The 23,980-nt window shown below is 71.3% G+C and carries 21 protein-coding genes; 15 read left to right on the forward strand and 6 right to left on the reverse strand.

The genetic code is table 11. The features are described from left to right. Positions 1–46: 46 nt before the first annotated feature. The gene (gene fdhA / locus BKA00_RS07615) at positions 47–1,261 is read right to left on the reverse strand and encodes a formaldehyde dehydrogenase, glutathione-independent (RefSeq protein ID WP_230299072.1); all 1,215 of its coding nucleotides are present in this window, start codon (positions 1,259–1,261) and stop codon (positions 47–49) included. A 356-nt stretch (positions 1,262–1,617) separates the two neighbouring features. On the opposite strand from fdhA, the gene BKA00_RS07620 reads away from it, so the two are divergent. Genes BKA00_RS07620 through BKA00_RS07655 form a run of 8 tightly spaced genes read left to right on the forward strand, consistent with a single transcriptional unit; the run spans position 1,618 to position 10,621 of the window. Beyond that, on the forward strand, positions 1,618–2,607 hold the full coding sequence (locus BKA00_RS07620) for a LacI family DNA-binding transcriptional regulator (RefSeq protein ID WP_185033857.1): 990 nt from the start codon (positions 1,618–1,620) through the stop codon (positions 2,605–2,607). A 37-nt stretch (positions 2,608–2,644) separates the two neighbouring features. Then, positions 2,645–4,300 (forward strand): ribulokinase, encoded by a 1,656-nt coding sequence (locus BKA00_RS07625; protein WP_420829665.1) that lies wholly within the window; start codon positions 2,645–2,647, stop codon positions 4,298–4,300. Next, positions 4,300–4,974, forward strand: coding sequence for an L-ribulose-5-phosphate 4-epimerase (locus BKA00_RS07630; protein WP_185024244.1), 675 nt, complete (start codon positions 4,300–4,302; stop codon positions 4,972–4,974). The genes BKA00_RS07625 and BKA00_RS07630 overlap by 1 nt, the downstream gene beginning before the upstream one ends. Before the next feature lie 23 nt (positions 4,975–4,997). Beyond that, on the forward strand, positions 4,998–6,491 hold the full coding sequence (araA, locus tag BKA00_RS07635) for an L-arabinose isomerase (RefSeq protein ID WP_185024245.1): 1,494 nt from the start codon (positions 4,998–5,000) through the stop codon (positions 6,489–6,491). A gap of 45 nt (positions 6,492–6,536) precedes the next feature. Beyond that, positions 6,537–7,697 carry an aldose epimerase family protein gene (locus tag BKA00_RS07640; RefSeq protein WP_185024246.1) on the forward strand — a complete coding sequence of 387 codons (1,161 nt, stop codon included), beginning with the start codon at positions 6,537–6,539 and terminating at the stop codon, positions 7,695–7,697. 1 nt (position 7,698) lies between these two features. Further along, positions 7,699–8,832, forward strand: a complete 1,134-nt coding sequence (locus tag BKA00_RS07645; protein ID WP_185024247.1) for a sugar ABC transporter substrate-binding protein — start codon at positions 7,699–7,701, stop codon at positions 8,830–8,832. Between the two features lie 14 nt (positions 8,833–8,846). Further along, positions 8,847–9,878, forward strand: a complete 1,032-nt coding sequence (locus BKA00_RS07650) for an ABC transporter permease (protein WP_221493054.1) — start codon at positions 8,847–8,849, stop codon at positions 9,876–9,878. Beyond that, positions 9,875–10,621, forward strand: coding sequence for an ATP-binding cassette domain-containing protein (locus BKA00_RS07655; protein ID WP_185024248.1), 747 nt, complete (start codon positions 9,875–9,877; stop codon positions 10,619–10,621). The genes BKA00_RS07650 and BKA00_RS07655 overlap by 4 nt, the downstream gene beginning before the upstream one ends. Positions 10,622–10,772: 151 nt before the next feature. On the opposite strand, the gene BKA00_RS07660 is transcribed toward BKA00_RS07655, so the two are convergent. Continuing rightward, positions 10,773–12,398 (reverse strand): AMP-binding protein, encoded by a 1,626-nt coding sequence (locus tag BKA00_RS07660; protein ID WP_185024249.1) that lies wholly within the window; start codon positions 12,396–12,398, stop codon positions 10,773–10,775. Positions 12,399–12,659: 261 nt separating this feature from the next. Between BKA00_RS07660 and BKA00_RS07665 the strand changes: the two genes are divergently transcribed. After that, positions 12,660–12,971, forward strand: a complete 312-nt coding sequence (locus tag BKA00_RS07665) for an ArsR/SmtB family transcription factor (protein WP_179834659.1) — start codon at positions 12,660–12,662, stop codon at positions 12,969–12,971. A gap of 5 nt (positions 12,972–12,976) precedes the next feature. Here BKA00_RS07665 and BKA00_RS07670 read toward each other — a convergent pair whose 3' ends face one another. The 3 genes from BKA00_RS07670 to BKA00_RS07680 all read right to left on the reverse strand — a co-directional run bounded on the left by BKA00_RS07670 (position 12,977) and on the right by BKA00_RS07680 (position 17,233). Continuing rightward, positions 12,977–13,657 (reverse strand): SDR family NAD(P)-dependent oxidoreductase, encoded by a 681-nt coding sequence (locus tag BKA00_RS07670; RefSeq protein ID WP_185024250.1) that lies wholly within the window; start codon positions 13,655–13,657, stop codon positions 12,977–12,979. Between the two features lie 8 nt (positions 13,658–13,665). Then, entirely contained in the window at positions 13,666–16,185 is a 2,520-nt protein-coding gene (locus BKA00_RS07675) for an ATP-dependent Clp protease ATP-binding subunit (RefSeq protein ID WP_185024251.1), read from the reverse strand. 346 nt (positions 16,186–16,531) lie between these two features. After that, a complete protein-coding gene (locus tag BKA00_RS07680) occupies positions 16,532–17,233 on the reverse strand; it encodes an O-methyltransferase (protein WP_185024252.1) in 702 nt (233 codons plus the stop codon). A gap of 290 nt (positions 17,234–17,523) precedes the next feature. On the opposite strand from BKA00_RS07680, the gene BKA00_RS07685 reads away from it, so the two are divergent. The 5 genes from BKA00_RS07685 to BKA00_RS07705 all read left to right on the forward strand — a co-directional run bounded on the left by BKA00_RS07685 (position 17,524) and on the right by BKA00_RS07705 (position 22,184). Further along, on the forward strand, positions 17,524–18,726 hold the full coding sequence (locus BKA00_RS07685) for a DUF6004 family protein (protein WP_185024253.1): 1,203 nt from the start codon (positions 17,524–17,526) through the stop codon (positions 18,724–18,726). Between the two features lie 133 nt (positions 18,727–18,859). Continuing rightward, positions 18,860–19,744 carry a class I SAM-dependent methyltransferase gene (locus tag BKA00_RS07690; RefSeq protein ID WP_185024254.1) on the forward strand — a complete coding sequence of 295 codons (885 nt, stop codon included), beginning with the start codon at positions 18,860–18,862 and terminating at the stop codon, positions 19,742–19,744. Beyond that, the gene (locus tag BKA00_RS07695) at positions 19,744–20,412 is read left to right on the forward strand and encodes an NHL repeat-containing protein (protein WP_185024255.1); all 669 of its coding nucleotides are present in this window, start codon (positions 19,744–19,746) and stop codon (positions 20,410–20,412) included. Before BKA00_RS07690 ends, BKA00_RS07695 begins: the two co-directional genes overlap by 1 nt. Further along, the gene (locus BKA00_RS07700) at positions 20,393–21,727 is read left to right on the forward strand and encodes an ABC1 kinase family protein (protein ID WP_185024256.1); all 1,335 of its coding nucleotides are present in this window, start codon (positions 20,393–20,395) and stop codon (positions 21,725–21,727) included. The genes BKA00_RS07695 and BKA00_RS07700 overlap by 20 nt, the downstream gene beginning before the upstream one ends. 97 nt (positions 21,728–21,824) lie before the next feature. Continuing rightward, a complete protein-coding gene (locus tag BKA00_RS07705; protein ID WP_185024257.1) occupies positions 21,825–22,184 on the forward strand; it encodes an ArsR/SmtB family transcription factor in 360 nt (119 codons plus the stop codon). 60 nt (positions 22,185–22,244) lie between these two features. Here the strand turns inward: BKA00_RS07705 and BKA00_RS07710 are convergent, their stop codons facing one another. Beyond that, positions 22,245–23,396, reverse strand: coding sequence for a nucleotide disphospho-sugar-binding domain-containing protein (locus BKA00_RS07710; RefSeq protein ID WP_185024258.1), 1,152 nt, complete (start codon positions 23,394–23,396; stop codon positions 22,245–22,247). Positions 23,397–23,482: 86 nt separating this feature from the next. On the opposite strand from BKA00_RS07710, the gene BKA00_RS07715 reads away from it, so the two are divergent. Then, a complete protein-coding gene (locus BKA00_RS07715) occupies positions 23,483–23,962 on the forward strand; it encodes an SRPBCC domain-containing protein (protein WP_221493055.1) in 480 nt (159 codons plus the stop codon). The last annotated feature ends 18 nt before the right edge of the window (positions 23,963–23,980 follow it).

Genomic DNA, 23,980 nt, shown 5'->3' on the forward strand with positions numbered 1-23,980 from the left:
TCGCCCGGAGTGCGCCGAGCAGATCTCTGAGAGCGGGGTGCCCGGCTCAGGCCGCCGCCCCCAGCGTGCCGTGCGGGTCGAGGATGTACTTGCGCGCCGCGCCCCGGTCGAACTCGGCGTAGCCCTGCGGCGCCCGCTCGAGCGGGATGACCGACGCGTTGACGTTCTGGGCGATCTGGGTCCGGTCGTGCAGGATCGCCATCATCAGCTGCCGGTTGTACCTCATGACCGGGCACTGGCCCGTGACGAGGTACTGCGACTTGGCCCAGCCGAGGCCGATCCGCAGCCCGAGCTGCCCCTCCTTCGCGTTCTCGTCCGCCGCGCCCGGGTCGCCGGTGACGTACAGGCCGGGGATGCCGAGCCCGGCGGCGGTGCGGGTGACGTCCATGAGCGTGTTGAGGACGGTCGCGGGCTGCTCCGTCCTCGCCCCCTCGTGCCCCTGGCCGCGCGCCTCGAACCCGACGCAGTCGACGGAGGCGTCCACCTCGGGTACGCCGAGGATCTGCTCGATCTGCGCGGCGACGTCGGCGTGCTCCGACAGGTCGATGGTCTCGCAGCCGAAGCCGCGGGCCTGCTCCAGCCGCTGCGCGTTCATGTCGCCGACGATCACGACGGCGGCGCCGAGCAGCAGGCTCGCGCTCGCGCTCGCGAGGCCGACCGGTCCCGCGCCCGCCACGTACACGGTCGACCCGGTCGTGACGCCCGCGGTGTAGGCGCCGTGGTAGCCGGTCGGGAAGATGTCCGACAGCATGGCCAGGTCGGGCAGCTTCTCCATCACGGTGTCGCGGTCGGCCGGGAACTTCAGCAGGTTGAAGTCGGCGTACGGGACGACCGCGTACGCGGCCTGGCCGCCGTGCCAGCCGCCCATGTCGACGTACCCGTAGGCCGCGCCCGGCCGTTCCCGGTTGACGTTCTCGCACACGCCGGTGTGGCGCTCCTTGCAGTTGCGGCAGCGGCCGCACGCGATGTTGAACGGGACGCTGACGAGGTCGCCCTTTTTGATGAACTCGACGTCCCTGCCCGTCTCGATCACCTCGCCGGTGATCTCGTGGCCGAGCGTGAGCCCGGCGGGCGCGGTCGTCCGGCCGCGCACCATGTGCTGGTCGGAACCGCAGATGTTGGTGGCCAGTACCTTCAGGATGACGCCGTGCTCCAGCTTGCGCCCGCCCTGTTCGGCCAGTTCGAGCTTGGGGAAGTCGAGGTCCTCGACCGTGACCTCGCCCGGTCCCTGGTACACGACGCCTCGGTTGGTGTCCGCCACGTCCTCTCCCCTCATAGAGAGTCGGCTCGCAGGCGTCCGGAACGGCGGCCCGTGCTCGTCGCCCCCGTCCTCGGACGTCACGGGTGTCCATGATGCGTATGTCTGAGATGTACCCGATTTCGTGCTATTAGTCCGGTTCGGACGAGGCCTCTTCCCGGCCGCGGGCGGTCGCGCGGGCGGCGCGCCGGCGGGCGGCGGAGGCGGGAACTCCTGATGAGCCTTGAGGCTCGTCGCGTCCGGGGTCTTGACGGGTGAAATGTTCGCGCTCACAATCGGCCGTACGCATCAAGCCGGGCACCGGCGCGAGCGCGGAGGAGGAGACGGTGGCGGACCACGGCTCGTCGAATCCGCCGATCATGGCCGACGTCGCCCAGCTGGCGGGGGTGTCGCACCAGACGGTGTCGCGGGTGGTCAACGACCATCCGAACGTCTCGGCGCGGACCCGCGCCCGCGTGCTGGCGGCGATCGCCGAGCTCGGCTACCGGCCGAACTCGGCGGCCCGGACCCTGGTGACCCGGCGCTCCAGGACACTCGGCGTGGTCAGCTTCGAGTCCACGCTCTACGGCCCGGCGTCGATGCTGCACGGCATCGAGCAGGCCGCCCGGAACGCCGACTTCTTCGTCAGCATCGTCAGCCTGCGGGCGATCACGCAGCGCGCCCTGCTGGACGCGGTCGGACGGCTGGCCGAGCAGGCCGTCGAGGGCGTCGTGGTGATCGCCCCGCACACCTCGACCAACGACGTGCTGGCCCAGGCCGGCCGGCTCGTACCGCTGGTGGGGGCCGGGTGCGGCCTGACCGCGGGGGTTCCGATGGCGGCCATCGACCAGCGCGCCGGCGCCGTGGCGGCCACCCGCCACCTGCTCGACCTCGGGCACCGCACCGTCCACCACGTCGCGGGGCCCGCGACCTGGCTCGACGCGGTCGGCCGGGCCGACGGGTGGCGCGCGACCCTGGCCGAGGCCGGGGCGGCGGTTCCGGAGATGCTCACCGGTGACTGGAGCGCCCGATCGGGGTACGAGGCCGGCCGACGGCTCGCGGAGGACCCCGCGGTCACGGCGGTGTTCTGCGCCAACGACCACATGGCCCTGGGCGTCCTGCGCGCCCTGCACGAGGCCGGCCGCCGGGTCCCCGAGGACGTCGGCCTGGTCGGCTTCGACGACATCCCGGAGGCCGCCTACTTCGTCCCGCCGTTGTCCACGGTGCGCCAGGACTTCGGCGAGCTCGGCCGCCGCTCGCTGGAGCTGCTGGTGCAGCGCCTGGGCGGATCCCCGGGGCCGCCGGGGAATGTGCTGATCCCGCCGGAGCTGGTGGTCAGGTCCAGCGCCCGGCCGGCCCCGCGCTCCTGACCTTCCGATGCCCCCGTATCCCAGCGATGAGGAAATTGTGAGCGCTAACATCGACCGGGACGCCTGCGTCGTCGGCGTCGACTTCGGCACGCTGTCGGGCCGGGCGGTCGTCGTCCGGGTCGCCGACGGCGCCGAGCTCGGCGGCGCCGTCCACGACTACGCCGACGCGGTGATCGAGCGGGCCCTGCCCGGCACGGGGGAGCCGCTCCCGCCCGACTGGGCGCTGCAGAACCCCGCGGACTGGCGGGAGGTGCTGCGCACCGCCGTTCCCGCGGCCCTCGCCGAGGCCGGGGTGGATCCGGCCCGGATCGTCGGGATCGGCACCGACTTCACGTCCTGCACGGTGCTTCCCGTCCGGTCGGACGGCACCCCCCTGTGCGAGCTCCCGGAGGGGGCCGCCCGGCCGCACGCCTGGCCGAAGCTGTGGAAGCACCATGCGGCGCAGCCGCAGGCCGACCGCATCACCGCGCTGGCGCACGAGCGCGGAGAGAAGTGGATCAAGCGGTACGGCGGGCGGGTCTCCTCGGAATGGCAGTTCGCGAAGGCGCTGCAGGTCCTGGAGGAGGACCCGGACACCTACCGGCGCTCGGAGCGCTGGATCGAGGCGGCGGACTGGATCGTCTGGCAGCTGACCGGCCGCGAGACGCGCAACGCCTGCACGGCCGGCTACAAGGGCCTCCACCAGGACGGCGGCTACCCCTCCGCCGGCTACCTGGCCGCGCTGCACCCCGGCTTCGCCGACTTCGCGGCCACGCGGCTGGCCCATCCGCTCTCCCCGCTGGGGTCGCGGGCCGGGGCGCTGACCGCCGAGGCGGCCCGCCGGACCGGCCTGCCGGAGGGCATCGCGGTGGCCGCCGGCAACGTCGACGCCCATGTGACCGCGCCGGCCGCCCGCGCGGTCGGGCACGGCCGGCTGCTGGCGATCATGGGGACGTCGACCTGCCACGTGGTCAACAGCGCGGTCCTCGCCGAGGTGCCGGGGATCTGCGGCGTCGTGGACGGCGGCATCACCGCCGGGGCCTACGGCTACGAGGCCGGGCAGAGCGCGGTCGGCGACGTCTTCGCCTGGTGGACGCGCATGACCGGACGGGACCACGACGAACTGGCGGCGGGATCGGCGGACGCGCCCGTCGGCTCGCACGGGCTGGTGGCCCTGGACTGGATGGGCGGCAACCGCTCGGTCCTGGTCGACCACCACCTGTCGGGCGTGATCGCCGGGATGACCCTGGCCACCCGGCCGGAGGAGGTCTACCGCGCGCTCATGGAGGCGACGGCCTACGGGACCCGGATCATCGTCGAGGCCTTCGAGGCGGCCGGGGTCCCGGTCGAGGAGTTCGTCGTCGCCGGCGGGCTGAAACGCAACGCGGCGCTGATGCGGACCTACGCCGACGTCCTGCGCCGGCCGGTCTCCATCGCCGCCTCCGACCAGGCTCCGGCGCTCGGCGCCGCCATCCACGCCGCCGTCGCGGCGGGCGCCCACCCAGACGTGCCGGAGGCCGCGGCGGCGATGGGCCGGGTGGTCACCGCCGCCTACGTGCCGGATCCGGCCCGGGCTGACACCTATGACCTCCTCTACGCGGAGTACCGCGAACTGCACGACCACTTCGCGGCCCGGGGCGGCGCGAGCAGCGAGGTCCTGCACCGGCTGCGCCGGCTGCGCAACGACGCGCTCGGCTCGGAAGGGAGCCTGTGATGCCCGGCACGACCGACGAGCGGGTCCGCGCGCTGCGGCGGACCGTCAGCGACCTGCACGCCGAGCTCGTCAGGTACGGGCTGGTCGTGTGGACGGCGGGCAACATCTCCGCCCGGGTGCCCGGCCGCGACCTGATGGTGATCAAACCCAGTGGCGTGTCCTACGACGAGCTGTCCCCGGAGGCGATGGTGGTCTGCGACCTCGAAGGGACGGTCGTCGAGGGCGGCCTGCGTCCTTCGAGCGACACCGCCGCGCACGCCTACGTCTACCGGCACATGCCCGAGGTCGGCGGAGTGGTGCACACGCACTCCGCCTACGCCTGCGCCTGGGCCGCCCGCGGGGAGCCGGTGCCCTGCGTCCTGACGGCCATGGCCGACGAGTTCGGCGCGGAGATCCCCCTCGGCCCGTTCGCGCCGATCGGCGACGACTCGATCGGGCGCGGCATCGTCGGCACGCTCCGCGGCCACCGCTCGCCCGCGGTGATCATGCGCAACCACGGCGTCTTCACCATCGGCGCGGACGCGCGGGCCGCGGTCAAGGCGGCGGTGATGTGCGAGGACGCGGCGCGGGCGGTGCACCTCGCCCGCCAGCTCGGCGACCCCGTCCCGCTGCGGCCCGAGGACGTCGACCGCCTGTACCAGCGCTACCAGAACGCCTACGGACAGCGTCCGTGACCCGCGAAGGGAGCAGCCCCGCGATGGCACCGACCATCTGGTTCCTCACCGGAAGCCAGTCCTTGTACGGCGAGGACACGCTCCGCCAGGTCGCCGAGCAGTCACGGCGGATCGCCCGGGCCCTGGACGAGGATCCGGGCATCCCGGCGGCAGTGCGGTGGCGCCCGGTGCTCACCGATGCCGAGGCCATCCGGCGGACGATGCTCCAGGCGGGCGCGGACGACGACTGCGTCGGGGTCATCACCTGGATGCACACGTTCTCGCCCGCCAAGATGTGGATCGCCGGGTTGAACGCCCTGCTCAAGCCGCTGCTGCACCTGCACACCCAGGAGAACGTGGCGCTGCCGTGGGCGAGCATCGACATGGACTTCATGAACCTCAACCAGGCCGCGCATGGGGACCGCGAACACGCCCACCTCCAGACCCGGCTCGGCATGGCGCGCACCACGGTGGCCGGGCACACCACCGATCCCGCGGTACGCGCGCGGATCGCCTCGTGGGTCAGGGCCGCCCGCGGTCGCGCCGAGCTGCGGACGCTGCGGCTCGCCCGGTTCGGAGACAACATGCGGGACGTCGCCGTCACCGAGGGCGACAAGGTCGAGGCGCAGATCCGGTTCGGCGCCTCGGTCAGCGCCTTCGGCGTGAACGACCTCGCCGCGGCCGTCGGCGCGGTGCCGGACCACCGGGTCGGCGAGCTCGCCGAGGAGTACGAGCAGACGTACTCCGTCGTGCCGGAGCTGCGGTCCGGCGGCGAACGGCATCCGGCGCTGCGCGACGCCGCGCGCATCGAGCTCGGGCTGCGCGACTTCCTCGCCGCCGGGTCCTACCAGGCGTTCACCACCAACTTCGAGGATCTCGGCGGGCTGACGCAGCTGCCGGGCATCGCCGTCCAGCGCCTGATGGCCGACGGCCACGGCTTCGGCGCGGAGGGCGACTGGAAGACGGCCCTGCTGCTGCGGGCCCTCAAGAGCGCCGCCGCGGGACTGCCCGGCGGCACCTCCTTCATGGAGGACTACACCTACCACCTCGTCCCGGGCCGGGAGCTCATCCTGGGCGCCCACATGCTGGAGGTCTGCCCCTCCATCGCCGCCGGCGTGCCCCGCTGCGAGGTGCACCCGCTGTCCATCGGGGGACGGCAGGACCCGGTCCGGCTCGTGTTCGACGCGGCGCCGGGACCGGGTCTCGTCGTCGGACTGGCCGACCTCGGCGACCGGTTCCGGCTGGTCGCCAACGAGATCGACCTGGTGGCGCCCCCCGAACCGCTGCCCCGGCTGCCGGTGGCCCGGGCCGTATGGGCGCCCCGCCCGGACTTCCGTACCTCCACCGAGGCATGGCTGTCGGCCGGGGGACCGCACCACACGGTGCTGTCCCAGGCGGTCACCACCGAGATCCTGGCCGACCTCGCCGAGATGACGGGCGTGGAACTGCTCGTCATCGACGGCGACACCGAGGTCGCCCGGTTCCGCCGCGAGATGCGCTGGAACCAGGCGTACCACCGCCTGGCGCAAGGCTTCTAGCCGCCAGGACACCCCACCCCCGAGATCTGTGAGGAAACCCGTCCCATGACCAGATCACGCTTCGCAGTAAGGCTGGTCGCGCTGGCCGTGCTCGCCGGCGCCGCGATCGGCGGATTCGCCCCCTCCTCCACGGCGTCCGGCCGTCCCCTGAAGCCCGGGGTCGGCAAGGACCTGTTCGGCACGATGCCCGACGGCACCAAGGTCTGGCGCTACACCCTGACCAACGGCTCGATGCGCGTCCGGGTGATCACCTACGGCGGCATCATCCAGACCATCGAGACGCCCGACCGGCACGGCAGGCTCGCCAACGTCACGCTGGGCTTCCCGACCCTGTCCGACTACCTCACCAAGAACAGCACGTACTTCGGGGCGCTCATCGGCCGGTACGGCAACCGCATCGCCAAGGGCCGGTTCGCGCTCGACGGGCACGAGTACCAGCTGACCACCAACAACAACGGGAACACCCTGCACGGCGGCACGACCGGCTTCGACCAGCGCGTCTGGTCCGCGACCCCGATCACGGGCGGCGGCGGCGTCGCGCTCCGGCTGTCCCACACCAGCCCGGACGGCGACCAGGGCTTCCCCGGCACCCTCAAGACCGACGTGACCATCTCCGTCACGCGGCACAACGCCATCCGGTTCGACTACGGCGCCACCACCGACAAGCCGACCGTCGTCAACCTCACCAACCACTCCTACTTCAACCTGTCGGGCGAGGGCAGCGGCACGGTCTACGACCACCGGCTCCAGATCAACGGCTCCCGGTACACCCCCGTCGGCTCGTCGGAGCTGATCCCGACCGGCCGGATCGCCCCGGTGCGCGGCACCCCGCTCGACTTCACCCGGCCCGCCGCGATCGGCGCCCGCATCCGCACCGGCTTCGACCAGCTGCTCTACGGCCAGGGCTACGACCACAACTTCGCCCTCGACGGCTCCGGCTGGAAGGTCGCCGCGCGCGTCCATGACCCCGCCAGCGGCCGCACCCTCGCCATCTCCACCGACCAGCCCGGGCTCCAGTTCTACTCGGGCAACTTCCTCGACGGGACCCTGGTCGGAACCGGCGGCCGCGTCTACCGGCAGGGCGACGGGTTCGCACTGGAGACCCAGCACTTCCCCGACTCGCCGAACCACGCGGACTTCCCCTCGACGGAGCTGGACCCCGGCCGGACCTACCACTCCACGACCGTCTACCAGTTCGGAGCCTGACATGGAGCGCATCGATCCGGCGGTCGAAGAGGCCGTCGACACTCTCGGCCTGAGCGAGCCCACCCGGCGCCGGCTGCTCAGCGGCGCCGGCCTGGTCAGCGCGACGGCGGCCGCGTCCGCGCTGCTGGCCGCCTGCTCCTCGGACAACAAGAGCACGTCCTCGGCCAAGGGCGGGCCCGGGCACTTCCCGAAGACGCCGAACTGGAAGTTCGTGTTCGTCAACCACGTCACCACGAACCCGTTCTTCACGCCGACGCAGTACGGCGCGCAGGACGCCTGCGCCCTGCTGGGCTGCTCGTTCCAGTGGACGGGCTCGCAGAACTCGGCGGTGCCCGAGATGGTCAGCGCCGCCAACGCGGCCATCTCCGGCAAGGCCGACGGGCTCGCGGTCGCCGTGGTGGACAAGACCGCCTTCCGGCAGCCGGTGGACAAGGCGCTGGACGCCGGGATCCCCGTGGTCTCCTACAACGCCGACGGCGCCAAGGACGACCCCGGCACCAACCGGCTCGCCTACATCGGCCAGGACCTGTACACCTCCGGCTACCAGCTCGGCGCCAAGATCGCGGCGCTGATGACCGGGGGAGACGCGGTCGGCTTCATCGCCACGCCGGGCTCGCTCAACATCCAGCCGCGCATCGACGGCGCGCAGGACGCCATCAAGGCCTCCGGCAAGCCGATCAAGTTCACGTCGGTGGCGACCGGCGCCGAGGTGCCCAAGGAACTCTCGACCGTCGACGCCTACGCCCAGGGCCACAAGGACGTCAAGGGCATGTTCGCGGTGGACGCGGGCTCCACCGAGGCCATCGGCAAGGTCATCCAGAAGTACGGCCTCAAGGGCAAGGGCGTGGCCGCGGGCGGGTTCGACCTCACCCCGGGCACGCTCGGCGCCGTCAAGTCCGGCGACCTTGACTTCACCATCGACCAGCAGCCCTACCTCCAGGGGTTCCTGCCCGTGATGGCCCTCTGGTTCTACAAGCTGTCCGGCGGCCTGGTCTTCCCCCCGGTGACCAACACCGGCCTGACCTTCGTCAACAAGCAGACCGTCGGCCCGTACCTCACGACCAAGACCCGGTACGAGGGCTCCAGCCCGGCCCAGCAGCTGGTGCCGCGGTCCGGCGCCATCGCTCACGTCTGACGAGGAGGAGCGGAGTGAGCGAAAGCACCGTACGGGACAAGGCGGCAACCCCCGGCACGCCACCGCGGCGTGCCCGGGGGCTGCCCGGCCTCGCCACCGACGCGTTCCTGCGCCGCCGGGAGGCGACGATCCTCCTGGTGGCGCTCGGACTGCTGATCTACTTCCAGACCGCCAAGTCGGTCTTCCTGTCCCACGACAACCTGGTCAACGTCTCGCAGGGCACGGCGCCGTACGCCATCATCGCGGTCGGCGAGGTGTTCCTGCTCGTCAGCGGCGAGATCGACCTGTCGGTCGGGATGGTCTTCGCGCTGGCGCCCTTCCTCATGCACTACATGGTCGACTTCTCCGGCGTCTATCCGATCATCGCGATCGTGCTGTCGGTCCTGGCCGGCGCGCTCATCGGGCTCGGCAACGGACTGGTGACCGTCGTGCTGCGGGTGCCGTCGTTCGTCGCCACACTGGGCTCGATGTTCCTGGTGCAGGGCATCATGCTGACCACCTCCCACGCCTACCCGGCGCAGACCCCCGAGGCGGCGGACGGCCTGGCCGGCTGGTTCGGGCGCGCCCCCTGGGCGGAGCTGACGTGGTGCCTGGTGATCGTGGTCTTCTTCCACCTGGTGCTCACCCGCACCCGGTGGGGACTGCACACGGTCGCGACCGGCGGCAACCCGCTCGGTGCCGCGGAGGCGGGCATCCGCACCGGCCGGATCAAGATCGGCAACTTCATGCTGACCGGAGCGCTCGGCGCGTTCGCCGGCATCCTGGAGGCCTTCCGGGTCGGCTCCATCGACCCGAGCTCGGGCGGGTCGAACGCGATGTTCTTCGCGGTGTCGGCGGCGGTCATCGGCGGCACCGCCCTGGCCGGGGGCTCGGGGACCGTCGTCGGCGCGCTGCTCGGAGCGCTGGTGCTGGCCGAGATGCAGAACGGCTTCAACCTCATCGGGATCAGCGCCAACCCGTTCAACATCATCCTCGGGTCGGCGATCATCATCTCGATGGTGCTGAACGTCCACCTGGCCCGGTTGCGAAGGGCGGGGCGCTCATGAGCGAGGCTCTGCGGGTGGAGGGCATCAGCAAGCGCTTCGGCGGCGTGGAGGCCCTCGCCGACGTCACGCTGCGCCTCGGCAAGGGCGAGGTGCTCGGCCTCATCGGCGACAACGGCGCCGGGAAGTCCACGCTCATAAAGATCATCAGCGGCTTCCAGCGGCCGGACTCCGGACGCATCCTCATCGACGGCGCCGAGGTGAGCCCGCGCTCGGTGGACCACGCCCGCTCGCTCGGCGTCGACACCGTCTACCAGGACCTCGCCCTGGTCAACGAGCTCAGCGTCTACCACAACATGTTCCTCAACCGGGAGCTGGTGCGCTGGCCGCTGCTCAGCAACCGCGCGATGCGCCGGCGTGCCGCCGAGCACCTCGCGGACATGGGGGTGCGGATCCCGTCGGTGGACGTCGAGGTCGCCAAGCTGTCCGGCGGCCAGCGGCAGGCCATCGCGGTCGCCCGCTCGGTGTACTCCGACGCCCGCATCCTGCTGCTCGACGAGCCGCTGGCGGCGATGGGCGCCAAGGAGGGCACGATGATCCTCGACCTGGTCCGCGACCTCAAGGAGCGAGGCGAGGTCTCGATCATCATCATCGCGCACAACTACGCCCAGGTCCTGGACGTCTGCGACCGGGTCAACCTGCTGCAGCACGGCCGGATCTCCTTCGACAAGCCCACGTCGGAGACCTCTCTCCAGGAGCTGACCGACCTGGTCGTGGCCGACTACCGCCGCAGCCGGGGCCTGTAGGAGCCTTCGGGCCGGGCCGGGCCGGACACGCCCGGCCCGGCCCGAGGAGGCCGACGGCAGCAGGCTGATCCGCAGCCAGGGCGACATGGAGACCGCGCAGCCGGGTGGGCGGATGACCGGATGCGGGCCCCGGCGTGCGCCGCGCCGGCCGCTACCGGGCGCCTCCGGCGATCTCGCGCAGGGGGAAGCGCTGCAGCTTGCCGGTGGTGGTGCGGGGGAGTGCCCGGACGAACCGGACCGACCTCGGGTACTTGTACGGGGCGATCGTCCGCTTGGTGAAGGACTGCAGCTCGGCGGCCTTGTCCGCGTCGCCCTCGACCCCCTCGCGCAGCACCACGAACGCCGTCACCACGGCTCCGCGGTCGGGGTCGGGGGCGCCGACCACGCCGCATTCGAGCACGTCCGGATGCTCGATCAGCGCCTGCTCGACCTCGGGACCGGCGATGTTGTAGCCGGACGAGATGATCATGTCGTCGCTGCGGGCCTGGTACCAGAAGTAGCCGTCGGCGTCGCGGACGTAGGTGTCGCCGGTGATGTTCCACCCGTCCTGGACGTAGGTCTTCTGCCGGGCGTCGGCGAGGTAGCGGCAGCCCGTCGGGCCGCGGACCGCGAGCTGCCCGGGGGTCCCGTCCGGCACCGGCCGGCCGGCGGCGTCGACCACGGCCGCCCGGTAGCCGGGGACCGGGACGCCCGTCGCGCCCGGCCTGATGTCGTCGTCGGCGGCCGCGACGAAGATGTGCAGCATCTCCGTCGAGCCGATCCCGTCGATGATCCGCACTCCCGTCTGCTCGTGGAACGCCCTCCACACCGCGGCCGGAAGGTGCTCGCCCGCCGAGACGCAGCGCCGCACCCCGGCCAGCCGCCCGGCCAGCCCGGCGGCCAGGATCGCGCGGTAGGTCGTCGGCGCGGTGGACAGCACCGTCACGCCGTGCCCGGCCGCTATCTCGGCGAGTTCGGCCGGGGTCGCCTTCTCGATCAGCAGGGCGGAGGCGCCGGCGCGGAGCGGGAACACCAGCAGCCCGCCCAGCCCGTAGGTGAACCCCAGCGGCGGCGACGCGGCGAAGACGTCGTCCGGAACGGGCCTGAGGAGGTGCCGGGAGAAGGTGTCGGCGATCGCCAGCACGTCGCGGTGGAAGTGCATCGTGGCCTTGGGGCGTCCGGTGGTGCCGGAGGTGAACGCCAGCAGCGCGACGTCGTCGGCCGCGGTGTCGACGTCCTCGAAGACGCCGTCCTTGCCCGCCGCCCGGGACACCAGGTCGCCGGCGTCGTCCGAGCCGTAGGGCACGGTCCGCATTCCGGGGGTCCGCGCCGCCGCCAGGTCCTCCAGGTAGCGGTGGTCGCACAGCGCCAGGCTCGGCTCGGCCAGCTCGGCGATGGCGGTCAGCTCCCGGGCCCGCAGCATCGGCATGGTCGTGACCACCACGCCGCCCGCCTTCAGCACGCCGAGCCAGGCCGCGGCGAGCCACGGGTTGTTCGGCCCGCGCAGCAGCACCCGGTTGCCGGGCACCAGCCCGAGGTCGTCGACCAGCACCCTGGCCACCTGGTTCGCCCGCCGCAGCACGTCGCCATAGGTCCACAGGAGGCCGCCGGGTGTGCGCAGGCAGGGCCGGTCGGCGCCCACCGCCTTCGCCGTCTCGTCCAGCAGGACGTGCGCGCAGTTGAGCCGCTCGGGGTAGGCGACCTCCGGAAGCGCGAGGTCGAACTCGGGCCATTCGTCGTGGGGAGGCAGGTTGTCGCGGCAGAACGTGTCGACGTGCGCGGAGGCGCTGAGCTCCATCGGGCCACCTCTCCATCCAAGGCGGGCGAACGCTCCGGCCGGTGTGCCGGAGGTATCGCGCTGGAATGAGCGCGGTCAGAGAGTGCGCTACAAAAAAATATAGCTGCACCCGGGCATGTGGTGGTAGTGACCCGCGCCCCGGCCCGCGGTGTCCCGTGCCGCCGGCCCTGGCCGCTACCGGCCTCCGGCCCGGCCGCGGGGCGAGGGGCGGCGCGTTGTTTAGGCATTGACTTATATAAGTCACGTCGAAATAATGGCGTGATGCACGTGTTCGATGTCCTGGGGGACCCGGTGAGGCGCCGGATCCTGGAGCTGCTCGCCGACGGCGAGCAGACCTCCGGAGCCATCGCCGCGGTCATCCAGGCGGAGTTCGGGATCTCCCAGCCGGGGGTGTCCCAGCACCTGCGCGTCCTGCGGGAGAGCGGGCTCGCGACGGTCCGGGCGAGGGGCGCGCACCGCCTCTACGCCGTGGACTCCGCGACCCTGCGGGAGATCGACACGTGGCTGGAGCGCTTCCGCAGGTTCTGGACCCAGCACCTGGACGCGCTGGGCGCGGAGTTCGAGGACAAGTGAACCCGCTACGCGCCGAGGAACTCGCCGCCGTTGAGATGCAGGATCGCCCCGGTCACGTGCGGGTGGGAGACGAGGAAGGAGACGGCTTCCGCGCACTCGTCCATCGAGAGGGTCCGCTCCAGAAGGGAGGCGTCGCGGTGGCGGGCGCGGAAGTCGGGTGTCATGCGCCGGGCCACGGGTGAGTCCTCGACGATGCTGGGGGACAGCGCGTTGACGCGCACGTCCGGTGCGAGCTCCTTCGCCAGCGTCCGGGCGAGAGCGTTCGTGGCCCCTTTCGCCGCCGCGTAGCACGGGTCGTAGCTTCCGCGGCAGGCGGCCGGGGACGAGAGGAAGACGATGCTCGACCCCTTCGCCAGCAGATGACGCGCACTCCGGATGAACAGGAGCGGTCCGGTGACATGCGTGGCGAACATCGCCGCCGCGTGCCGGCCGGTCAGCTCCGAGAGCGATGCGCTCGGCTCCAGATTGGTGGCGATGACGAGCGCGTCCAGCGGCGGGCACGCCGCCGACGCCGCCACGACCGACGCCTCGTCCCCGATGTCGAGGACGATGTCGGCGCGCGGCGACCGGGACGCCGACAGGCACTCCCAGCCGTCGCTCCCCAACCGCCGGACCACGGCGCCGCCGATCGCTCCCAGCCCCCCGATCACGAGCGCCCGCCGCGGGTTCCCTTCCTGGTCCTGCACCGTGCGGGCTAACGCGCGACCGCGCCCGGGGGCGGCGCGTCGGGCACTGACGTGGACTCGGGCACGCCCTTGAAGGTGAACTTGGCGTTCTCGGCCGAGTCGGTGTTGTCGGGGTCGAAGCCCTCGGTGCCGACGATGACGATCTGGCCGGGCTTGAGCTCGTTGTAGAGGATCTTCTCCGACAGGTTGTCCTCGATCTCGCGCTGGATGGTGCGGCGCAGCGGCCGGGCGCCCAGCACCGGGTCGTAGCCGCGGATCGCGAGCAGGTCCTTGGCCTCCTGCCGCAGCTCGATGCCCATGTCGCGGTCGTGGAGCCGCTGGTCGACCTTGGCGATCATCAGATCCACGATCTGGATGATCTCCTTGGGCGTGAGCTGGTGGAACACCACCGTGTCATCGACACGGTTGAGGAACTCGGGCCGGAAGTGCTGCTTGAGCTCCTCCGACACCTTGGCCTTCATCCGCTCGTAGGAGCCCTGCTCGTCGTTCTGCCGCGCGAACCCCATCGACACGCCCTTGGAGATGTCCTTGGACCCAAGGTTGGTCGTCATGATGATGACGGTGTTCTTGAAGTCCACCACCCGGCCCTGGGCGTCGGTGAGCCGGCCGTCCTCCAGGATCTGCAGCAGCGAGTTGAAGATGTCCTGGTGGGCCTTCTCGATCTCGTCGAACAGCACCACCGAGAACGGCTTGCGCCGCACCTTCTCGGTCAGCTGACCGCCCTCCTCATACCCGACATAGCCGGGCGGAGAACCGAACAGCCGCGACACCGTGTGCTTCTCCATGAACTCCGACATGTCCAGCTGGATCAGCGCGTCCTCGTCACCGAACAGGAACTCCGCCAGCGTCTTGGACAACTCGGTCTTGCCCACCCCCGACGGCCCCGCGAAGATGAACGACCCACCCGGCCGCTTGGGGTCCTTCAACCCCGCACGCGTCCGCCGGATCGACTGCGACAGCGCCCGGATCGCGTCCTCCTGCCCGATCACCCGCTTGTGGAGCTCGTCCTCCATCCGCAGCAGCCGGGTCGACTCCTCCTCGGTCAGCTTGAACACCGGGATCCCCGTCGCGGTGGCCAGCACCTCGGCGATCAGCTCGTCGGTGACCTCGGCCACCACGTCCATGTCGCCGGCCTTCCACTCCTTCTCCCGCTGCGCCTTCTGCCCCAGCAGCTGCTTCTCCGAATCACGCAGCGCCGCCGCCTTCTCGAAGTCCTGCGCGTCGATCGCCGACTCCTTGTCACGACGCACATCAGCGATCTTCTCGTCGTACTCGCGCAGGTCCGGCGGCGCCGTCATCCGCCGGATCCGCATCCGCGACCCCGCCTCATCGATCAGATCGATCGCCTTGTCCGGCAGGAACCGATCGGAGATGTAGCGGTCGGCCAACTGCGCCGCGGCCACCAGCGCACTGTCGGTGATCGACACCCGGTGATGCGCCTCGTACCGGTCCCGCAACCCCTTCAAGATCTCGATCGTGTGCGACAACGACGGCTCGGCCACCTGAATCGGCTGGAACCGCCGCTCCAGCGCCGCGTCCTTCTCCAGATGCTTGCGGTACTCATCCAGCGTCGTCGCGCCGATCGTCTGCAGCTCACCACGCGCCAGCATCGGCTTCAGGATCGACGCCGCGTCGATCGCGCCCTCCGCCGCACCCGCACCCACCAACGTGTGCAGCTCATCGATGAACAAGATGATGTCACCGCGGGTCCGGATCTCCTTGAGCACCTTCTTCAGACGCTCCTCGAAATCACCCCGATACCGCGAACCCGCCACCAAAGCACCCAGATCCAGGGTGTAGAGCTGCTTGTCCTTGAGCGTCTCGGGCACCTCACCCTTGACGATCTTCTGCGCCAGCCCCTCCACCACCGCGGTCTTACCCACACCCGGCTCACCCACCAGCACCGGATTGTTCTTGGTACGCCGCGACAGCACCTGCATGACCCGCTCGATCTCCTTGTCCCGGCCGATCACCGGGTCGAGCTTGCCCTCACGCGCCGCCTGCGTCAGATTCCGACCGAACTGATCCAGCACCAACGACGTCGACGGAGCCGCCTCCGACGGACCACCCGAAGCCGCCGGCTCCTTGCCCTGGTACCCGTGCAGCAACTGGATCACCTGCTGCCGCACCCGGTTCAGATCCGCACCCAACTTCACCAGCACCTGCGCCGCGACACCCTCACCCTCCCGGATCAACCCCAGAAGAATGTGCTCGGTACCGATGTAGTTGTGACCCAGCTGCAACGCCTCACGCAGCGACAGCTCCAAAACCTTCTTCGCCCGCGGAGTGAACGGGATATGACCAGAGGGAGCCTGCTGCCCCTGACCAATGATCTCCTCGACCTGCTGACGCACGGCCTCAAGACTGATCCCCAGACTCTCCAGAGCCTTGGCCGCAACACCCTCACCCTCGTGGATCAGACCCAGGAGGATGTGCTCGGTGCCGATGTAGTTGTGGTTGAGCATCCTGGCCTCTTCCTGAGCCAGAACGACAACCCGCCGCGCGCGGTCGGTGAACCTCTCGAACATCTCCTCGCTCCTCCCGGGGGTGCCGGTTACTATCAGATTCTAAAGTGAATTGGCGAGGATCGGCGGCTGTTCGCAATGGGCGTAAGAGCCGGGGAGGCCCCGGTCCGGCCGGCCGTCCGCATGCCGGCCCCGACCTGGAAGGGACCCATGTCTCTCGAAAACCACCCCATGGTCGACGCGCTGGTTCCGGGGCCCGCCGATCGGCCCGACGGCCCGCACGAGTACCGGCGGAGCCGGCCGGGGCTCCGCCCGGCGGCGTCGCGGTCGCCCCGCGACCGGGGCCGCCGCGCGGCCCCGTCCTCCCTCGGCGCCGGGTGGGCGCCGGGCATGAGCGTCCCGAGCGCGGTCAGTCCCGTTTGCGGATCAGCGTGACGCCGTCCCCGATCGACAGGATGACCGCCTCGACCCGGCCGTCTGCGGCGACATGGGCGTTGAACTCGCGGATCGCCCGGGTGTCGGCGTCCCTCGCGCGCCTGGTCGCGGAGAGCTCCGCGGGGGGAGCGTCGACGACGGGGTCGACGACGTGGCCGCGCCACAGGACGTTGTCGGCCAGGACGGCGCCGCCCGGACGCATGCGCGGGAGCAGTTCCTCGTAGTAGGCGACGTAGTTCTCCTTGTCGGCGTCGATGAAGGCGAGATCGACGACCGGGTCCGGGGCGAGCGCCCGCAGCGTCTCCAGCGCCGGGCCGAGCCGCAGCTCGATCCGGTCCGCCACGCCTGCCTGCGCCCATGCCTCGCGGGCGATGCGGCCCCACTCCTGGTCGACGTCGCAGCACAGGAGGTGGCCGCCGGGGGCGAGCCCGCGGGCGATGCACAGCGACGAGTAGCCGGTGAAAGTGCCGATCTCGATCGCCCGGCGGGCGCCCATGAGCCTGGCCAGCAGGGTCAGGAAGGCTCCCTCGTCCGGGCCGATCTGCATCCGCGCCACCGGGCCGAGCCGGGCGGTCCGCTCCATGAGGCGGCGCTGCGCGTCGTCCGCCGGGAGGCTGTGAGCGGTGAGGTAGTCGTACAGTTCCGCCGTCACCGGCGTGGTCTTGAGCGCGCACATGGCACCGGCCTCTCCGTGATGCTCCCAGAAACTTTAATAAATTGTAGCAACATCCTTCTCATTTCCAAGGCGTCCGCACGGCCTCCGCCTCTTCGTCTTGCTTGCTTTGAGCTGGTCAGTTAAGTGGCCACTGAAATCCTCGGCCGTCCCGAGGCTCGGAGAGGTGCGCGGAGGAGGGGTTGACGGTGGCGAATCGCTATATAAAACTTCAGCGACAGGGCCCCGTCATCGATCCGCGGACCAGGCAGTGGCCCACCACACGTTCTCGACAGACGCTGGAGGTGTCTGGTTTGAGCTCTCTCCGTGAGACGTACGAGTCCCTCAACCTCGAACCCAAGCCGATTCGTCCGCACATCCTCGCCGCGGCCACCGTCGTCTTCGGCGACGACTACTACGCCGGCCGGCGGGAGACCATCAACCTGTCCGGCTTCGTCCAGCTGAACAAGTGGCCGATGCCGGGCTTCGAGCACCGGGTGGACGAGAAGGGCCACGCCGAGCTGGAGACCGAACTGATCAGCGCGCCCGAGGTCGGCATCAAGGGGTACAGCTACGAGCTGGACGACCGCATCCAGGTCCTGTCCAACCCGTTCCTCCCCAACTCCGGCCACGTGCGCCAGATCGTCCCGGGCAAGAACTTCCCGGCCGAGTTCTACATCCGGCGCTTCGGCATCCTGGAGACCAGCACCCTGCGGCTGGCCCACCGCAACGTCATCGACATCTACGGCGTGGTGGACAGCATCCCGCCCTACAAGAAGCCGCTGACCGGCCCGTACCTGGGCAGCCCGCGCGGCGACGGCCCGTTCGACGTGGTGCAGGCCCCCAACGTGGTCCGCGGGACCACCCTGCCCGAGGCCTGGTACCCGGCCAACGACCAGAACGAGCCGGTCGGCCTGACGCCCACGGTGTTCTTCGCCGCGAGCGCTGGCCCCTGCATGTCGATGCTGGTCGACCCCTCCATGATCATGCAGGTCTCCCTGGAGGGGCAGATCGAGGTCGAGGTCAACGGCAAGACCGAGGTCATCGAGCTGGAGGGCGACTACCGCAAGGCCGCCGGCACGGAGATCCTCCTGTTCGGCCCCGACAAGCACGACGAGGGCCAGGGCGTGCTCGCGCAGATGGCGCGGGTCGCCATGGTCGGCCACAACGAGGCCCTCGGCGGCCGCGTGATGCTGCGGGCGAGCTGGCCGCGGCCGTCGGGCGGCACGCTGGGCGACGGCACCGAGGACAGCCTCAGCCGGGTCAGGTTCCCGAGTGAGCTGAACATCGACGCCGAGTTCGAGCTCGTGACGCCGCACGGCAACCTGTACGCGGCCAGGCCGGCCCACGTGTCCGGCAAGCTCAGGGACCTCGAGGCCACCGGCAGCGAGCTGCGCATGGTCGGCGCGGACTCGCCGCTCGTCACCACCGACGGCACGGTCAAGGCACGGCTGACCGGCGTCCGGCTGGCGATGCGCGACGCCCACGTCGGCGAGACGGCGGCGGTCAACATCTGAGGTTTCCCGCGAGCCTCTTGACGCGACCGGCGGGACTGGATCTGATGGAAATTCCACTAGTTCCGGTCCCGCCGGGACGTGCCTGCGGCCCGCCCCGCCGGCCGTTCCGGGTACCTGCGAAGGGGGAGGCGTCGTGGACCAGCGACTGCTGCTGATGCACCAGGCCATGCTCGCCGACCGGCCCCGGCTGGAGGCCTACGAGCGGGCGCTCGAGGACGCGATCCCGCCCGGCGGCGTCGTGGCCGACATCGGGGCCGGCGCGCTGGCGCTGTCCATGCTCGCGCTGCGGTGCGGCGCCGAGCACGTCTACGCCGTCGAGGCCGACCCTGAGATGGCCCAGGTCGCGGCCAGGATCGCCGAGCAGAACGACCTCAAGGGCAGGCTCACCCTCGTCCACGGCGACGCCCGCCGGGTCCGGCTGCCGGTCAAGGCGGACGTCGTGGTCTCGGAGATGATGGGCAACCTCGGGCCGGAGGAGCAGATGATGGAGGTCCTCGGCTCCTTCGCGCGGCGCAACCTCGCTCCCGGCGGAAGGATCGTCCCGGAGCGGCTGGTCACCCGGCTGGCGGCCATCGAGTTCGACGGCGAGGGCTGGGGGATCTGGGACGAGGACTTCCTCGGCTACCGGCTGGACGCGGTTCAGGAATGCGTAGCCCCCGCCGCCCAGCTGCACTTCTTCCAGCGCCCGCCCGCGATGCTCAGCGAGCCGGCGGCCATCGCCGACCAGCGCGGCGCCAAGGGGGAGCAGCAGCGGCCGAGCCGGCGGCTGACCATCAACCGGGCCGGCCGGCTGCATGCCATCGCCGGATACTTCACCGCCACCCTCGCACCCGGCGTGACGCTGTCGAACCTCCCCTCGTACCCGGGCTGCAACTGGGCGGTCTGGATCTGGCCGCTGCGGCACACCGCGGTGTCGGCGGGAGACGTGCTGCACGTCCGGATGCACCGGCCCGAAGACGTACGGGTGGCCACCGACTGGCGGCTTGAGTGCGGCCTCAGCAGGAAGGGAGGGCGCTGATGCCTTACGCGGCGGGGTCGGTGCGCGACATACCGGTTCGCGGCGGCCTGAAACTGTGCGGGCTCACCTGGACCGGGCAGTACCTCTGGTACTCCGAAGCCGTGCAGAACCAGATCGCGGCGATGGACCCCCGGACCGGAGAGGTGGTGCGGAGGATCCCGTGCCCCGGCGTCCGCACGGACCTGACCACGCTCGGCGGCAGCCTCGTCCAGGTGGTGGGCGAGCGGCGGACCCTGCGCGTCATCGACCCCGAGTCCGGGGACGTCGTCGGCGAACTGCCCAACCCGCGGCCCGGCCGGCAGCTGTGCGGGCTGGAGGCCACGAGCCAGGGCGTGTGGACCGGATACGAAGACCTCCAGGTCGTCGACCTGCGAAGCGTCGAGGACCTGCGGCTGATCGCCAGCTACCCGGTGCACCGGCCGGTCGCCGGGGTCACCGTCTCCGACGACTACCTGGCGTACGCCGACTACCGCGGATGCTCCATCAACCTGGTCGATCTGAACCAGGGGCGCGAGGTGGCGTCGATCACGGTCAACGGCAGTCCCACCGGGATCGCCTGGGACGGCCAGCTGATCTGGTACTGCGACCACGCGACCCTCCAGCTGCGGGCGATCGAGGTACCCGGAATCACCGGAGGCAGGCAGACCGATGACGACGACAGGCGCTGAGCGGCGGATCCGCTCGACCCCCGCCGGACGTGAGGCCCCCGCCCCGCTCGCGCTCGCGGGCCGGGGCGCGCGCGTGGCTGCGATCGTCGCCGTGACCCTGGTGCCGGCCGGGATCGCCGGACTCGTCCGGACGGTGCTGCGCGGCCGCGCGGAGGGACGCCGGTACCTCTACCGGCGGACGGCCGTCCTGCTGATGAGGCTCGGCCCCACCTTCATCAAGGCCGGCCAGGTGCTCGGCACCCGGCGGGACGTGCTTCCCGCGGCCCTCTGCGACGAGTTGTCCGTCCTCCAGGACTCGGTGGCGCCGCTGAACCGCGCCGAGACCCGCCGCGCCTTCGCGGAGGCCTACGGCATGCGGGCGGCCGAAGGGCGCTTCGCGCACGTCGAGGAGCGGCCGGTCGCCAGCGGGAGCGTCGCGTCCGTCTACCGGGGCACGCTCGAGTCCGGCGGCCAGGTGGCGATCAAGCTGCGCCGGCCCGGCATCGACCGGGTGATGAGGCAGGACCTCGCGCTGATGAGGGCGGGCGCCGCGCTGGCCGCCCGCCTGCCGGTGTTCCGCGGCGTGCCGGTCACCGCCGTAGTGGACAGCATGTGCGCCGCCGTCCTCGGGCAGCTGGACTTCGCCCGCGAGGCCGACAGCCTGACGCGGCTGCGCGACAACCTGGCGCCCGTGCCCAGGGTGTGGGTTCCGCAGGTGCACCAGGCCGAGTCGCGGCCGCGCTGCATCGTCATGGAGTTCATCCCGGACCTGGACGTGGGCGCCGCGGCGAAATGCCCGCCGGCGATGCGCAGGCGGTTCGCGGTGTCGGCGCTGACGGCGATCTACCAGATGCTGTTCGTCGACGGCTTCGTGCACTGCGACATGCACCCGGGGAACCTCTACTTCACCCGCCAGGGGCAGGTCGTCGTGCTCGACGCCGGGTTCAGCGTGCGGCTGACCGAGCGATTGCGCCGCCTGTTCGCCGAGTTCTTCATGAACATGTCCACCGGCCGGGGCCGCCGCTGCGCCGAGATCGTCATCCAGAGCTCGGCGGGGGTGCGCGACGACGCAGACCTCGACGGCTTCATCGTCCGGATGGCCGACCTGGTCGAGCGCAGCCACGGACTGCCGGCCAAGGAGTTCAGCCTGATCGCCTTCGCCACCGAGATGTTCGACCTGCAGCGCCGGTTCGGCATCCACGCGGCGCCCGAGCTGATCTTCCCGCTGCTGTCCCTGCTCGTCATCGAGGGGACGATCCGCGAACTCGATCCGGAGATCGACTTCCAGGAGACCGCGAAGCCCGTCCTGAACCGCGGCCTGTTCGGCGCCCGCTAGCTGTACTGGGTCATGAGGTTGGTGTCAGGCCCGGGCGCGCGCCCGGTCGCCGGCACGCGGCCGAGGCCGAGTTATATAAGTTTGCTATTATTAATTCGTGCACGCGTTCGATGTTCTCGGCGATCCGGTCCGCCGCCGCATCCTGGAGCTGCTGTCCGGTGGCGGACACTCCTCCGGGGAGATCTGCGCCGTCATCCAGGACGAGTTCGGGATCTCCCAGCCGGCGGTGTCGCAGCACCTGAAGGTGCTGCGCGACCACGGGTTCGCCTCGGTCCGGGCCGAGGGGACGAGGCGGCTCTACGCGATCGACCCCGCGCCCCTGCGCGAGGTCGACACGTGGCTGGAGCAGTTCCGCCGGTTCTGGTCCCAGCCCCTCGACGCCCTGGCCACGGAGGTCGCCAGGGGCCGGCGCGAGGCCCGCGGCACGGTGGGGGACCAGGCGCCGCGAAAGGCGTGAAACCGCCGGACCGCCCGCCCGCCCGTTCCGGGGCCGGCGACGGGCGGGCGAGCGGACGGGCTACAGGCGCGCGACCAGGCCGGACAGCTCGGCGGCGACCGCCGTGGGCGACGGCAGGCCCGCGACCTCGGTGTGGACCTCGGCGGTCGCCGTCCGCAGCGTCCCGTCCTCCAGCAGGCGCTCCAGCATCGTCGCGGTGATCTCCTCCGCGGGCGCCGTGAGGCCGATGCCCCGGTCGCGCACGTCCTGCCCGATGGCTTCCGAGGCCACGTCCTGCGGGTCCAGGGCGACCATCTGGGGGATGCCGGCCTCGACCGCGGACATGACGGTGTTGGCGCCGCCGTGGTGCACGACCGCCGAGCACGTCCGGAACAGCTCGCCGAAGGGGACCCAGCCGTCGGCGGGCCGGACGTTCGGCGGCAGCGTCCCCAGGGCGGAGGTGTCGACGTTGCCGAGCGCGAGCACGAAGTCGGCGTCGACCTTCGACGCGGCCTCGATGACCGGCGGCAGGGTGCCGAGGCCGAAGAACCTGGCCGAGAAGCCGCCGCCGAGCGAGAGCACGACTCTCGGCCGCTGCGGCCGCTCCCGCCACAGCCCGCCGAGGACGCCGCCGCCGTCGTAGGAGTGCCCGCCCATGAACCCGCCCTCGGGCCTGGCGTGCAGCATGCTCGGCGGCAGCCGCTCCAGGATCATCGCGGGCCGCGGGATGGCCGGAACCCCGTACTCCTCGCACAGGTCCGACAGCAGTCCGGCCGTCAGCTGGTGGGTCCGCCCGGTGGTGAAGGGCCCCAGGTTCCGCTGGACGGCCGGGACGCCGAGCCTGGCCGCCGCCATCGCCCCGACCGTGGTCGTCTGCTCGTAGACGACGAGGTCCGGGCGCCACTGGTCGACCACCTCCATGGTCCCGGGGACCAGCGGCCGGTTGAACCCGGCGAACATGGGCGCCCGGGGGGAGATGTCCCTGTCCGGCCCGACGCTCCGGAACCACGTCTCCGCGAACCCGGGATCGTCCTCGAGTACCTTCTGCGCGATCGTCACGGCGCTGTAGCCCGGCGCCACGTCGACCACGGGCAGCCCTGCCCCGGCCGCCCACTCGGGGCGCTCCGCGAGCGCCACGAGCACCTCGTGGCCCGCGGAGCGGAAGGCCCATGCCAGGGGCACGAGCGTGAAGACGTGGCCGGCCGCGGGAACGGAGATGAACAGCACGCGCATGGTGGGATCCTCCCGAGGGCAGGGACCGAGCGCCGGCGAGGCGTTCCCCGGTCTACTCCTGCAGGAGATTACTATATATAGTTCAAGTGTCTAGCGAGCTGGAGGGGTTCGTGACGCCGCCGATCTGCCCGCCCGACCTGTCGGCCAGGCCGTACCGCGCGATCGTGGACCATGCCGCGGACGCGCCCGCCGGCGCGGTGTTCCGCGCCTGGACGGAGCGGTTCGACCGGTGGTTCGCCGAGCCGGGTGAGATCGTGATGAGGGCCGAGGTCGACGAGCCCTACTTCTTCCAGACGTTCCACGAGGGGCGGAGGCATCCGCACTACGGCCGGTTCCTGAGGGTCGTCCCGGACCGGCTGATCGAACTCACCTGGCTCAACGAGGCGGGTACCCGCGGGGTCGAGACGGTGCTGACCGTCGAGCTGGCACCGCGCCCCGGCGGCACCCTGCTGCACCTGACGCACGCGGGCTTCCCGGACGACAGGACGAGGGAAGAGCACGAGACCGCGTGGAGATCGATTCTCCTGAACCGCCTCGATCCCGTGCTGCGGGAGGGGCGGGCCTGACCGGTGGCGACGCGCGCC

Source organism: Actinomadura coerulea (assembly GCF_014208105.1).
GTDB lineage: Bacteria > Actinomycetota > Actinomycetes > Streptosporangiales > Streptosporangiaceae > Spirillospora > Spirillospora coerulea.

What these genes read in the sequence shown, in the direction of transcription:
- BKA00_RS07620 (WP_185033857.1), top strand. Translation starts at nt 1,618, where the DNA reads ATGGCCGACGTCGCCCAGCTGGCGGGGGTGTCGCACCAGACGGTGTCG.
- BKA00_RS07630 (WP_185024244.1), top strand. Translation starts at nt 4,300, where the DNA reads ATGCCCGGCACGACCGACGAGCGGGTCCGCGCGCTGCGGCGGACCGTC.
- araA (WP_185024245.1), top strand. Translation starts at nt 4,998, where the DNA reads ATGGCACCGACCATCTGGTTCCTCACCGGAAGCCAGTCCTTGTACGGC.
- BKA00_RS07640 (WP_185024246.1), top strand. Translation starts at nt 6,537, where the DNA reads ATGACCAGATCACGCTTCGCAGTAAGGCTGGTCGCGCTGGCCGTGCTC.
- BKA00_RS07645 (WP_185024247.1), top strand. Translation starts at nt 7,699, where the DNA reads ATGGAGCGCATCGATCCGGCGGTCGAAGAGGCCGTCGACACTCTCGGC.
- BKA00_RS07655 (WP_185024248.1), top strand. Translation starts at nt 9,875, where the DNA reads ATGAGCGAGGCTCTGCGGGTGGAGGGCATCAGCAAGCGCTTCGGCGGC.
- BKA00_RS07660 (WP_185024249.1), bottom strand. Translation starts at nt 12,398, where the DNA reads ATGGAGCTCAGCGCCTCCGCGCACGTCGACACGTTCTGCCGCGACAAC.
- BKA00_RS07665 (WP_179834659.1), top strand. Translation starts at nt 12,660, where the DNA reads ATGCACGTGTTCGATGTCCTGGGGGACCCGGTGAGGCGCCGGATCCTG.
- BKA00_RS07675 (WP_185024251.1), bottom strand. Translation starts at nt 16,185, where the DNA reads ATGTTCGAGAGGTTCACCGACCGCGCGCGGCGGGTTGTCGTTCTGGCT.
- BKA00_RS07680 (WP_185024252.1), bottom strand. Translation starts at nt 17,233, where the DNA reads ATGTGCGCGCTCAAGACCACGCCGGTGACGGCGGAACTGTACGACTAC.
- BKA00_RS07695 (WP_185024255.1), top strand. Translation starts at nt 19,744, where the DNA reads ATGCCTTACGCGGCGGGGTCGGTGCGCGACATACCGGTTCGCGGCGGC.
- BKA00_RS07700 (WP_185024256.1), top strand. Translation starts at nt 20,393, where the DNA reads ATGACGACGACAGGCGCTGAGCGGCGGATCCGCTCGACCCCCGCCGGA.
- BKA00_RS07710 (WP_185024258.1), bottom strand. Translation starts at nt 23,396, where the DNA reads ATGCGCGTGCTGTTCATCTCCGTTCCCGCGGCCGGCCACGTCTTCACG.